This is a genomic window from Thermoanaerobaculia bacterium (assembly GCA_035593605.1).
Taxonomy (GTDB): domain Bacteria; phylum Acidobacteriota; class Thermoanaerobaculia; order UBA2201; family DAOSWS01; genus DAOSWS01.
Map to the genome: position 1 here is coordinate 17457 of DAOSWS010000039.1, position 13450 is coordinate 30906.

8 protein-coding genes are annotated in these 13450 nt (G+C 55.8%); all 8 read left to right on the top strand.

The genetic code is table 11. The features are described from left to right. Positions 1–74 precede the first annotated feature (74 nt). Entirely contained in the window at positions 75–2648 is a 2574-nt protein-coding gene (locus tag PLD04_14215; GenBank protein HXK69482.1) for an EAL domain-containing protein, read from the top strand. After that, entirely contained in the window at positions 2645–3403 is a 759-nt protein-coding gene (locus tag PLD04_14220) for a glycosyltransferase family 2 protein (GenBank protein HXK69483.1), read from the top strand. The genes PLD04_14215 and PLD04_14220 overlap by 4 nt, the downstream gene beginning before the upstream one ends. Before the next feature lie 200 nt (positions 3404–3603). Continuing rightward, on the top strand, positions 3604–4920 hold the full coding sequence (locus PLD04_14225) for a TolC family protein (GenBank protein HXK69484.1): 1317 nt from the start codon (positions 3604–3606) through the stop codon (positions 4918–4920). Further along, entirely contained in the window at positions 4920–5987 is a 1068-nt protein-coding gene (locus tag PLD04_14230) for an efflux RND transporter periplasmic adaptor subunit (GenBank protein ID HXK69485.1), read from the top strand. Before PLD04_14225 ends, PLD04_14230 begins: the two co-directional genes overlap by 1 nt. Next, positions 5984–9220, top strand: a complete 3237-nt coding sequence (locus PLD04_14235) for an efflux RND transporter permease subunit (protein ID HXK69486.1) — start codon at positions 5984–5986, stop codon at positions 9218–9220. Before PLD04_14230 ends, PLD04_14235 begins: the two co-directional genes overlap by 4 nt. Continuing rightward, complete coding sequence (locus tag PLD04_14240) at positions 9207–9395, top strand: DUF2892 domain-containing protein (protein ID HXK69487.1); 189 nt, start codon at positions 9207–9209, stop codon at positions 9393–9395. The genes PLD04_14235 and PLD04_14240 overlap by 14 nt, the downstream gene beginning before the upstream one ends. Before the next feature lie 2 nt (positions 9396–9397). Then, positions 9398–9691, top strand: a complete 294-nt coding sequence (locus tag PLD04_14245; protein ID HXK69488.1) for a hypothetical protein — start codon at positions 9398–9400, stop codon at positions 9689–9691. A gap of 271 nt (positions 9692–9962) precedes the next feature. Further along, positions 9963–13450 (top strand): hypothetical protein (locus PLD04_14250; protein ID HXK69489.1); only part of this gene is annotated, 3488 nt, incomplete at its 3' end.

The window sequence follows — 13450 nt, forward strand, 5'->3', positions numbered from 1 at the left end:
CCATTATACGTCACCGCTTCCATCTGGATGGTTTAGGCTAGGCATTTCAACACGAGTTCGATATGATAGAGGGCATGAGCGTCCTCCAGTGGTCCTTCGACACTTATTTCAGGCACGTTCGTGACGCCGTTGTCATCGTTGACAATGAGGGGAAGGTCCAATACCTGAACCCCGCTGCCGAGGTGCTGACCCGTGACCCGCTCGGGATTATCCGCCATCCCCTGTGTGATCTGGTGCGCCTGAAGAACGATCGGGACTGCCAATCCTTTCAGCAGATGATTGGAGACCTTGCACAGGGGAACCGGGATGAGTTTTCCCTCCAGGGAAATATATGCGGAATCGGGTCTTTTGACGGGCGTTCGGTAGAGATTCGAGCCACCCCCCTGGGCCGCCGGGATCGACCGGTTCTCGGCGCGATGCTGACCATCTCCTTTCAAGACCCTGCAAACAGAGAAGATGCCCCCACGATAGATACGGTTCACCTCGAAGATCAGCTGAAGGAACGGACCGCCGAACTGTTGATCTCCATGAATCTGATGGACGAGCACATTGACGCCTATCAGAAGGTGGAAGAAGATCGCCGGGAATCGGAGGAACGGTTTCGCGCCCTTTTTCAGAACTCGAAGGATGTGATCTGGGTCCTTTCCCGGGAGGGCCGGATCCTTCAGGTGAATCCCTCGGTGACGGAAGTGTTTGGGTATCCCCGTGACGAAATGATTCAGATGCCGATCCATCGACTCTTTGCCGATCCGAAGGAAGGGTTGGATCTAAACCGGAAACGGGAGGAAGGAGAATCCATCGTGGATCAGGAAGTTACCCTGAACCACAGGGATGGCCGGCAGCGGATCTGCCTTCTCTCGTCCAACCCGCGAAGGAATCAGAGTGGGGAGATTCTGGAGCACCAGGAAATCATCCGGGACATTACGAGCTGGAAGTACGCACAGGAGGCTCTCCAGAAGAGCGAGGAACGATATGCCCTTGCGGCTCAGGCCGCCCATGACGGACTGTGGGACTGGGATCTCGATGCGGATCAGATCTATTACTCTTCCCGCTGGTGCGAAATTCTGGGAGTCAAGGAGGGAGATCTGGAACCCCGTCCCTCATCCTGGTTTAACCAGATTCATTCGGAGGACTATCCCGATTTCAAGGCAAGCCTCCAGGCCCATCTGATCAGCACCCAGGATCGGTTTGAGAGTGAACATCGTCTGAAGCACTGTGATGGAACCTACCGATGGGTCCGCTGTCGGGGATCGATTGTACGGGAGGCTGATGGTCGTCCCCGGCGTCTGGTCGGCTCCCTGACAGATATTTCCACGCGAAAAGAGCTGGAAGAAACCCTTCAAAACCAGGCATTTACCGACACCCTTACCGGCCTTGCCAATTTCCGGGCCATGCAGGACCGGCTCCAGAAACTTTGCAATCAGGGACCACAGACCAATGGCTCCAGCTTTATCCTTGCCCTTCTGACCCTGGACCGTTATTCCGTGTATCGCAACCGCCTGGGGAGGGAAGCCGCCCACCAGGTCATTGTGGCCGTAGCCAACCGGTTGAAGGAGACGCTTTCAGCCGACACCTTCATAGCACGGCTCGAGGGTCCCGAGTTCTGCATTATTATGGACGGAGCAAGGGAAGAGGAGGAAGCAAAGGCTCTAACGGCCTATATCCGTCAGATTACCGAGATCCCCTTTGAAGCCAGGGGTCAGGAAATCTATGAAACGATATCAACCGGAATCGCGCAGAGCTCCCCCGGTCTGAACCTGCCGGAAGAACTTCTCCGACGTGCGGAAATGGCCCTCGAGTACGCGATGCGGGAGGGGAAGGGGACCGTTAATATCTTTACCTCGGCGATGGCGCGCCAGACGACCGCCGTCGTCCAGATGGAAAGCGATTTAAGAAAGGCTCTCCATCAGAAAGAACTACAGCTTTACTATCAGCCCATCGTTTCCCTGACGACCGGGCGGATTTCCGGCTTTGAAACTCTGCTTCGATGGATCCATCCGGTTCGGGGCCTGGTGATGCCGGGAGACTTTATTCCCCTTGCCGAAAAGACCGGCCTGGTCGCCGACTTTGACCTCTGGGCCATTGGGGAGGGGTGCCGTCAGCTGGCATCCTGGCGAAAGGTGCTCCCTCCTAAAGCATCCATTATGCTCAGCATGAACCTTTCAGGGGTCAACTTCATGAAGCCGGATCTGATCATGAAGATCGAAGCGGCGATGAGAAAATACGGTATCCACGGAAACAGTCTGAAGCTTGAGATCACGGAAACCGTACTGGTTGAAAACCTTCAGTTTATCCAGGATATCCTCGCGTACCTCAAGGGACTCGACATTCGTCTGAGCATTGACGATTTTGGCACGGGGTATTCATCCCTGAGCTACCTGAGCGAGCTTCCCGTTGACGTGCTGAAAATCGATCGCTCCTTTGTCATGGGACTGGGAAAGGAGCGGAAGGCCAGGGAAATCGTCCGGACCATCGTGGATCTTGCTCACAATATGCAAATGCAGGTCGTCGCGGAGGGGGTTGAGGAAGTCCACCACCTTCACCAGTTGAAGGAACTGGGCTGTGAGTATGCCCAGGGATACCTCTTTGCCAAACCCCTGGAGGTCAAGCAGGCGGAGGCGCTTCTTCTTTCGGGCAAGACCTGGTGAAGGAAGTGGCGCCTCTTTCCACCGAAGCACCGAAGGATTTGGAGAAACCCGGAAAGGATGATCCTGCCCATCCATGGAAAATCTCCATACTCATGCCGGTATACAACGAAGAGAAGACCCTGCGGAACATTCTTGATCAGATCCGGGCGGTTCCTCTTCCCGATCGAGAACTTATCATCATCAATGACGGTTCGACAGATGCCACCCGGGACATCCTTTCCGAAATCCGGGAACCCTGGATCCGTATCGTTCACCAGGAAAGAAACCTCGGGAAGGGAGCCGCCCTTCGGAGAGGAATCGAGATCGCCGAAGGGAACATTATCCTGATCCAGGATGCCGATCTCGAGTACGACCCTGACGACTATCCGGCTCTTTTGAAACCCATCATGGAGGGCACGGCCCGGGTCGTGTACGGTTCGAGAATCCTGGGTCACAATCCAAAATCGTACACGCGGTATTACTGGGGCGGTAGATTCCTGTCGCTGTTGACAAATCTTCTTTATGGAACTTCCATCACGGACGAACCCACCTGTTACAAGGTCTTTGACGCGTCACTGTTAAAGGGCCTCCCGCTGAAATGTGAAGGATTCGAATTCTGTCCCGAAGTGACCGCCAGAATTGCCCGAAGGAAGATTCCCATCCATGAGGTTCCCATCCGGTACGCTCCCAGATCGATTGAAGAGGGAAAGAAGATCCGATGGAAGGACGGCCTCACCGCAATCTGGACACTCGTTAAATACCGCATATCCTCATAAAAGCTCTGGAGATCGTCCGGACATTTATGGTAGATTGATATCACGAAAAAAGTGATATTGAAATGCGGCGGTTTTTATGTTGCCGTACGATAGTTTCTGGTATCGTATCTGACTCGGATTGATGGGGTTCCATCCTGTTGACAGGACTCGGGAATAATGCTACCGTATTGCCTGTTAGTTATATGGTTAAGGAGGTAATTATGAGATTGTGGGTATTTGTCTTTCTTGTTGTTCCCCAGTTGCTCCTCGCGGAGACGTTGACCCTTCAGCAGGCCCGTGAACGGGCTCTCCAATCGAATAATTTGCTGAAAGCTCAAGCTTCAAAGGTCGAAGCGGCGGAAGCGGTTCGAAACCAGGCGACATCGTATCGTCTGCCGTCCCTTGACATTAACTCTTCCTATATTCGCACCAATCAGCCCGCGTCGGCCTTCGCTCTCAAGATGAATCAAAAGGATTTCTCCATGATGGACTTCTCCATGAGCGATCCGAACAATCCTGACTATCTTGATACCTATCTGACCTCGATCGATCTCACCTTTCCCCTGTACACGGGAGGGCAGGTTGCGTCTGCGGTTCGAGCTGCAGAGGCTCAGGCCGAGGGATATTCCCACGAGTATGATCGAAAACGCCAGGAGCTCCTCAGGCAGGTGACGGAAGTCTATCTGGGATCTCTTCTGTCCGGGGAATACGTTCACCTGATTACCAAGGCCCGGGATACCGTCGCCCGCCACGTCAAAATGGCGGAAGACTATTTCGAAACGGGTTTTATCGTCGAATCCGACGTACTTCGGGCTCGGGTCGAGCTTTCCAAGATTGAGGATCGGCTCATTACGGCATCCAATAAAGCAAGGGAAGCCCGGCTCGCCCTGAATATCCTGATGGGGACGGATCCGGAATCGGTCTTTGAGTTGGAACCGGTGACCAATCTTCCGGAACTCAGCGGGGAGGAACTGGATGCCGCCGTGGATACCGCACTCATCTCACGGCCCGACCTTCAGTTCATGAACAGCATGATCGAGGCCCTGGAGCACAACGTCAGCCGTATGGAAGGCCAAAGGCTTCCTTCGCTGGGGATCAAGGTTTCTCAGGAGTGGTATGACGACTCCTTTCTCGGAGACACCGGGGACGCCACGACCTTTGCCGTGGGACTTACCGTGCCGGTCTTCTCCGGTGGAAGAATAAAATCTGAAGTCGGTGAAGCCAGGGCTCACCTCTCGGAAATGACCCATAATCTCAAGGCGATGGAGGAAGGAGTTGTCCTTCAGGTGAAACAGTCCCTCTACCGGATTGAAGAGACAAAAAGCCGGATCGGAGTCGCAAAGGGAAATGAAGAAGCGGCGGAACGCAACCTCTCCATTGTGGAGGAGAGGTATAAGAAGGGAATCATGAAGATTACCGACCTGCTCGATGCCGATACGGCGCTTACCGAAGCATACACGCGAACTCTCACCGCCCGTTACGACTATCTTCTGGCGGTCGAATCCTATTATCTTGCGACGGGGAAGGAGGAACTCTAATGAAACGATTTATGATTCTTCTTACAATTCTCACCATCACACTTGTCGGCTGTGGATCCCATGAGCCCGGGACCACCGAACCTCTGCCAGGCCTGGAAGTCTCCCTTACACCTGTTTCCATCCTGGAACGGGGAGACGCGGTTGCGGCCTCCGGTTCCATTACCAGCGGAAGGGAAGCCATGATTGCTTCCCGAATCATGGGACAGGTCACGAAAAAGTATGTGAAGGCGGGGGATGTAGTGAAAAAGGATGAAACGCTTCTCACACTTGATGACCGAACCGTTCGGGGTCAGATCTCCCAGGCCAGGGGTGCCCAGGCCCAGGCTCAGGCTGCCCTGACTCTTGCCGAAACCAATTGGAAACGCTTCCGTGAGCTCTTCGACCGGAAGGCTGCAAGCCAGCTGGAACTCGATATGGCCGAGATGCAGTACAGCCAGGCGAAGGGAGCGGTCGAACAGGCCGAAGGAGCCGTTCAGGCCGCCACGTCGATGCTGGATGATGCCATTATCCGTGCTCCCTTCTCGGGAACGGTCCTGGATGTGATGGTCCGTGAAGGAGACATGGTGGCTCCGGGGTACCCGGTACTGCGGCTGGCGGATCGCTCCCGGCTGGAACTGGTTGTAAACGTGAAGGAAAGCGATCTTGATCGTGTCAATCGCGCCACGGTCGTTACCTGCGATTTCCCGTCGGCCGGAATTGTGAACCTTCCCGCTCGAATCGCTGAAGTCATCTCTGCCGCCGATCCCATGACCCACACCTTTCAGGTCAAGCTCAAAGTGGACGAAGATCCACGGTTAAAGTCCGGCATATATGGAAGGGCTCTTTTTACCGACCCGGGTCTCACTCAATCGCGCCTTTACGTCCCGGCCGCGGCACTGGTTCAGCGGGGTCAGCTCTCCATGGTCTTCACCGTGGAGGACCATAAGGCCGTCATGAACGTGGTCCGGGCCGGTGAGGTTGAAGGCGAACTGGTAGAGATCCTGAGCGGATTGACCGGAGATGAGCAGGTTGTCCTCCAGAATGCCGGACAGCTCTTCCATGGAAGGCCCGTGGAGGTTCTGCCATGACCCAGGGCGGCGATTTCCTGTCCTATCTCCGGCGACCCCTGGGCCTGGCCGGACGGATGGCCAGGTATTTTATCCAGTCCAAGCTGACGGTTCTTCTCGTCATCACTTCACTCCTGCTGGGACTCTTCGCCATTTCCATCACCCCGAGGGAAGAAGAACCTCAGATCAAAGTCCCCATGGTGGACATCATGGTTCCCTATCCGGGAAACTCCGCTTCCCAGGTGGAGAACCAGCTTCTCCTTCCCCTGGAACGGAGAATTGACGAGATCAAGGGGGTCCGCTACGTCTACGGGACGGCCTACAACGATTTCGCGTTCCTCATTGTGCGTTTCTACGTGGGTGAAGATCCGGAAATCAGTCTGGTTAAAGTGAAGAAACAGCTGGAAGCTTATCGGCATGAACTCCCGGAAGGCTCCATGGATCCGATCGTCCGCCTGAAGACAATCGATGATGTCCCCGTTCTCGGCCTTACGTTGTGGAGTGAAAATCTTGACCATACCGAGCTGTACGATGCCGCAACGGAGCTCTCCACACGGCTGAAGACCGTGGCCGATGTCTCCGCAGTGGAAATCCTGGGCGGGAATCCCCAGGTTCTCCAGATCAAGCTGGACGAAGAGAGGATGCGGACCTTCTTTGTCAGTCCCCTTCAGGTATGGCAATCCCTCAGCAAAGCCAACGTCATCATACCGGCCGGGGTAATGAAGGGCCGGGAAGCGGCGATCGTTTTAGAATCGGGAAAGCATTTTTCCTCTTTGGAAGAAGTCCGTAACGCTGTAATCGGAGCCTATAACGGCAGACCCGTATACCTGGGTGAAATTGCAGACATTTCTCTCGGCGGAGACGAAGTCGAATCCTTTGCCCTCTTTCAGAGCAAAGAGCAGCCCGTCGCCGTTCCAGCCGTGACACTCTCCGTCGCCAAGAAGCGGGGAGTCAATGCCGTGACGCTGGTGGAAACCCTGCAGAAGGAAGTGGACCAGCTGAAGGCTCAGGTCCTTCCCCCTTCTGTCCATCTCGAAGTGACCCGGAATTACGGGGAGACCGCCAAGGAAAAGTCCGACGAGCTCCTGGAGCACATGTTGATCGCCACGATCTGCGTGGTGATTTTCATGGGCTTTGCCCTGGGACGCAAGGAGGCCATCGTTGTTCTCGTAGCCATCCCGGTCACGCTGGCCCTTACCCTCATGGCTTCCTACATGTTTGGATACACCCTGAACCGCGTGACCCTCTTCGCCCTGATCTTTTCGATTGGAATCCTGGTGGATGACGCCATCGTCGTGGTGGAAAACATGCACAGACATTTCAGCCTCGGCTGGGGCAAGCCGATGCAGATGGCCCCCTACGCCGTTGATGAAGTGGGGAATCCCACGATCCTGGCGACCTTTACCGTTATCGGTGCCCTCCTTCCGCTGGCCTTTGTCTCGGGACTCATGGGGCCCTACATGCGTCCTATCCCGATCAACGCATCGGCCTCCATGTTCTTCTCCCTTCTGGTGGCGTTCACCATCTCACCATGGCTGGCGTTCAAGCTCTTTGTTAAAGGTCACAGGGAAGAATCTCCCAGCCTTCAGGTACGGGAGGAAACGGAAGAAGAGAGCAAGTTTCACAGGCTCTATGACCGGATCATGCGCCCGATCATCGCGCACCCCATCCTCCGATTCTCCATGTTTGCGGTGGTCATTCTTCTTCTCTTTGCCTCGATCGGCCTCGTCTTTATGAAAGCCGTGACGGTGAAAATGCTTCCCTTCGACAACAAGAGTGAATTCCAGGTCGTGGTGGACATGCCCGAGGGCACACTGCTGGAACGAACGTCCGAGGTCTCCCTGGCTCTCGGCAAAGAGCTGGAAACCCTGCCGGAAGTCGAATCGATCGTCTATTATGTGGGAACCCATTCCCCCATAAATTTTAACGGTTTGGTCCGCCATTACGACATGCGCCGCGGGAGCCACGTGGCTGACATCCAGGTCAATCTCGTTTCGAAGCACGACCGGGATCGGAAGAGCCATGCCATTGCCGCGGACGTCCGTCATAAACTGCGGGAAATCGGAGAAACCATGGGGGCCAATGTCAAGCTGTCCGAAGTTCCCCCGGGACCTCCCGTCCTCTCCACCCTGGTTGCGGAAGTTCACGCGGAAGACCATCAGGCCGAACGGGACCTTGCACGGCAGGTGGAGGAAATCTTTCGATCCACCGAGGGTGTGGTGGATGTGGATACCTACATTGAAGCTCCCCAGCCCAAGGTCGTGTATCGTGTGGATCAGGAAAAGGCCGCACTGGCTGGAATTACCACAGAGCAGGTGGCGGCGAGCCTGCGACTTTCCGCCGCCGGCATGGACGCCGGTCTTCTCCATACGAACCGCAGCCGGTATCCCATACCTCTCCGGCTCCGGCTCCCCCTGGAGGATCGCCACAGGCCGGAGGACCTCCTGGATGTGGCACTCCACGGTGCAGACGGTCGAATGGTTCCCATTGGAGAGCTGGTTTCGATCGAGCAGACCGTTCAGGAAGCCCCCATCCACCACAAGAACCTCCGACCCACAACTTACGTGATCGGAGATGTGGCCGGGCATCTTGAAAGCCCCGTGTATGCCATCCTTGCCATGCAGGACAGGATAAGCAAGCTCCCCGGCGTCAGCCTGATCTCCACCCACGAAGCCAACCCGTCAGAAACTCGGGTCATCAAGTGGGACGGAGAGTGGCAGATTACATACGAAGTCTTCCGTGACATGGGAATTGCCTTTGCCGTCGTGCTGGTTCTCATCTACATCATGGTTGTGGGGTGGTTCCGATCCTTTATCGTCCCCCTGGTCATCATGGCTCCCATTCCCCTGACCCTCGTCGGGATCCTGCCCGGCCACTGGATTTCCGGGATCTTTTTCACCGCCACCTCCATGATCGGGTTTATCGCCCTGGCCGGGGTGATCGTCCGGAACTCCATCCTCCTGGTCGACTTTGTCAACCTCGAACTGCAGTCCGGATCGGAACTCCTGGATGCCGTCATCAAGGCCGGCGCTGTCAGGTTCCGGCCCATCGTCCTGACCGCGGCCGCCCTCGTTGTCGGGGGCCTGGTCATCATTCTTGACCCCATCTTTGAAGGGCTGGCCGTATCCCTGATTGCCGGGGTTACGGTGGCCACCTTCCTCACCCTGATTGTCATTCCCACCCTTTACTACGTCTATCTGAAGGGGGGAGACCGATACAAAGAACTCCAAGGAGAAAACCATGAAAGTGAATGACGTTCTTCGCATAGTCGCCGGGATCTTCATCCTGGCCTCCCTGGCCCTGGGGAAATGGGTCCATCCGTACTGGTACTACTTCACCGCCTTTGTCGGCCTCAACCTCCTGCAGTCCGGGTTTACGAAGTGGTGCCCCATGATCACGATTCTCCGGAAGCTGGGTCTGGAGGATTGACGATGAAGATGCTCATGATCATCACGTCCACCGAATGCCGGGAAGAAGTGGAGTCCTTCCTTAAAGATCAGAAGGTGCCCGGATACACGGAGATCCCCACGGTCTACGGCGAGGGTCACACCGGCCCGAAGTTCGGGTCGTGGGCCTTTCCCGGAACCTCCACGATCATCTTTACCGTCGTTCCCAACGAGCAGTTCGACGAGGTGATGAAGGTCCTCAGGGAACACTGCACCCGGTGCCAGTACCACAGCCATATCCTTTCCTGGGACGTGGACGAGGTGGAAGTCAAACCCTGACCCTGCATCAATCAAACGTAATCCATCTGACCCGGAGGCCGGTTCGCCTCCGGGTTTTTTCATGAAGGACTGTTACAAATCTACACAATGAGAATTTCCTTCCATCCTTGATCTATGACTATTTCCACGCCGTGCCCTCTGGATGGAGAACTGTATATCACAAGGATTATGATATATAAAAATACAGTCTCAATATCGACCGCATTCTGGCACGGATTTTGCTTATGTTCGATCAGTGAAGTGGTGGGAATATCCAAATCCGGAGGGAGCTATGGCCTTTTTTCAACGTTTTACAAATATCGTGGGGGGGGGGGGGGAAACCTTATCGCTTCTCCTTGCTCTTGACATTTTCGCGGGATGCGGTTCCACAGGTACGATGGGCACATCACCCCCATCTTTTTCGGGCGCAAATGCCCTGTTTCATCCCAACCCGCAAACCCTGGACGAAGGGGCCACCATGGGCCTCGTCAATGTTCGGGCTGGAAACCTGACCTTCCGGTTCCAGCTCTTTCCCCTCTACTCCATCACCTATGATTCAAGACATTCCACCTTTGACCTTGAATATATCCATCTTCATAAGAATACAAAGACCGCAAGTCTTCAAACGCTGGATGGATATATTCTCGAATATTCCAGAGACAAGGAGGGAGGGGAGGATAACGCCCGGGGACAGCGGTACCTGCGGGTCAAGGACGGCCCGGAACCCTATGGTGATCTGTGGGTCAAGGATGGGACGATCACCATCGACATGAGAACGGGAGGAATCCGTACCTATACGGAGGACCGGAAAAGGAAGGAAACCGGGACCGACAAGTACTTTATCCTGTCCGGAGTTGATGGAAGAGGGAATAATCAGTGGATTATGACCTTCGATGAAGAGGGAAACCTCGCCTCCATCATCCCGACCGTGGGCGCCGTTCTGGAATTTTCTTATCCGGAGGACCGGACCATGGTGATCGGCCTGCAGGAAGAGCCCCCCTCCCATCGCCTCACCTTTACTGAAGAGGGTGACGTGGCCTCATGGACCACGACGCGGTCCATTCCCTCGGTTCATGGATCGGAGCCCGTAACCAATACGCCTGTCGAGACCACCTACACCTTTCAATACGAAAGTGACGGACGCCTTTCCGCCATCACGGATTCCTTCGGAAGGACACGCCTTACGGTCGCCTATGGACCGGACGGCCGGGTGACACGCATGACCCGGCCGGGGGAACTGTGGACTTACACCTATGGTCCGGATACGTGCACGGTCCAATTCTCATCGGGAACAACAAGGGCCTTCACCGGGGAGATGACCGTTACCTATCAGGATGTGCCCACGGGCACGCGGGAAACGATCACGGACTGCAGCGGAGCCGAGACGATCAACCTCTATTCCACGGAAGGCGATCTTCTTTGCACGACCGACGCCAACGGGCACACCTGGACCTTTACCCATCACGCGATTCTCCATACCGTTACCTCCATGACCTCGCCCCTGGGACATCGCCGGGAATATGGATACAATCCGGATGGAACTCTGCTCTTTCAGCGGGATCCTCTGGGACACGAAACGACTTACTTCTATGACGAAGCGGGGAGTGTAATCCGGACTACCGATGCCATGGGGAATGTTGCAACTTTCACCTATGACGATCATCACCAGATGAATGCGCGGACCAATGCCCTGGGGTACACCACCACCATCGCCACCACATATGACGGAAGCCGGCTCGCTTCCCGGGTCGTGACCGATCCGGAGGGCTACCCGACTACGTACCAGTACGACTACGATTTTTTCACGGGCCAGGAAATTCTCACCGATACCTACCGGTCAAACGGGGGACACTGGTCCTATACCTACGCCAACACGGAAAACGGCGTGCAGAGAAAGGAGGTGATCGATCCCTTCGGCACCGTGACATCGGGAAACTATAACCCCGCACCCTGCGGGGAAACCCATCTTCTCGACTATGCCTATCGAAGGGACGCACGATGCGACGACTGTCCGGAGGCGAATCAGCACCGCTTCTGGAAGGGGAAGGACCCGGATACGGGAGTAACCCTCCATACGCGGGATCAGGAAGGATATGAGACGGACTATGAATACGAAGCCATCTGGGGACGAAGATACCTTTCCTCCGTCACCCGGTATGACATCCCCAACGGGCGCTGGACCGATTTGCCCTGCGGCCTGACCGTCCCGCAATGGGACAGGACCGGGCTTGATCCGTCCGGGGCCACTACGGCCTACGCGCATGACTGTATGGGCAGGCTCCTTGCGGAGACCGACCCGATGGGGAAGGTCACGAGCTATGCGTATGATGGCGTCGGGAATCGAATCTCGAAGACCTTTCCCAACGGGAAAACCGTAATCTACACCTATGACGCGGACAACCGTCTGACGGGAATCGACTATCCCGACGGACGATCCGAAAGCTATGAATACGATCCGGCGGGACGCGTCACAGCCGCCCACGGACTGGACGCAGAGCTCTACTATGAATACGACGCTCTGGGCCGAGTCACGACGGCGATCCAGGAAGTGGAAGGCGAGATCGAAACGCTGCAATACGGGTATGATGCGCTGGGCCATCGCACGATTCTGAGTGCGTCTCCGGGGATGTGGACGTACAGTTACGACCGAAACGGCCGGACCGCCTCCATCACGAACCCGGACGGGGATTCCACGTCCTTTACCTATGCGTCCTGTTGCGGGGCTCTGGCTGTGCTGAATCATGCCAACGGCACATCCATTGAATACTCGTATGACCTGGCCGAACGGACAGTGGGGGTGATCAATCGATCCGCCGCCGGTGAAATCATTACATCCTTCGCCTACGAAAGGGATCCCAATGGACTGATCCTCTCGATCGACCGGGAAGATCCCCTGTGGGACCAGGCCTATTCATATGACCCGAGGTTACAGCTGAGGGAAGTGGTGTATGGAAATGGTGACTCGGAAGCCTACGTCTATGATAGCCGGGGGAACAGGATCGAGAAGTGGGAGGGAGAGGATCTCAAGGAGCTTCTGGTCTACTCCCCGGCGGATGAGATCCTGCACCGGGTCCGGTACGCGGGACTGGGACTGCTGGAATTCGAGGAAGACTATACATACACCCAGGTTACGGGGCCGATCTATGAGCTTCCCGCTGGCCCGGGGACCTGGTACAGGGTGGAAAAAACCTACAGCAACTATCTTGCGCAGTTCAGCAATCACATGGTTGAGAGGCGGTATTTCGATTTCCGGGAACGGCTGCACGCCGAAACCCGGAAGGTGGACATCGCACCCGGGCGCTACGGCACGCAGATGATCTACCCATCCTACCTTCCCGATGGCATGGGCCGGGTAGGGAAATCCAGCCGGACCCATTCGGAATGGCTCCGGCCGGGTCCCGATGGAATTGAAAGAATCCTATTCACCGAGGCCTCCGTCCATCGGATGGTGAACGATTTCGAGGATGTATTGACGGAGAGGGTAGAAACATCAAGTTTTTTTGATGGTCAGTTCTACCAGGGCCCCGATATTTCCCGCCAGATGACCCACGGGCCGGGGATCGACAATCCGCTTTCGTTCAAACGAGTGGTCGAACCGGAAGAGGGAACCATGAGCGAAGACGTCTATACATTCGGAATGGATGCAAGGCGAAACGTCTCCTTTCTCTCGAACGCGTCGGGCACCTTGGCTGAAGGATACGAGTACGATCCGTGGGGGAACCTGCGGGCAGGGTCACCCGACCTGAACCCCGTGCTGTTCCAGTCGCGGGAGTATGATAC

Excerpts from the sequence above, each read along its gene's own strand:
- PLD04_14215 (HXK69482.1), top strand. The coding sequence starts at position 75 with ATGAGCGTCCTCCAGTGGTCCTTCGACACTTATTTCAGGCACGTTCGT.
- PLD04_14225 (HXK69484.1), top strand. The coding sequence starts at position 3,604 with ATGAGATTGTGGGTATTTGTCTTTCTTGTTGTTCCCCAGTTGCTCCTC.
- PLD04_14230 (HXK69485.1), top strand. The coding sequence starts at position 4,920 with ATGAAACGATTTATGATTCTTCTTACAATTCTCACCATCACACTTGTC.
- PLD04_14235 (HXK69486.1), top strand. The coding sequence starts at position 5,984 with ATGACCCAGGGCGGCGATTTCCTGTCCTATCTCCGGCGACCCCTGGGC.
- PLD04_14240 (HXK69487.1), top strand. The coding sequence starts at position 9,207 with ATGAAAGTGAATGACGTTCTTCGCATAGTCGCCGGGATCTTCATCCTG.
- PLD04_14245 (HXK69488.1), top strand. The coding sequence starts at position 9,398 with ATGAAGATGCTCATGATCATCACGTCCACCGAATGCCGGGAAGAAGTG.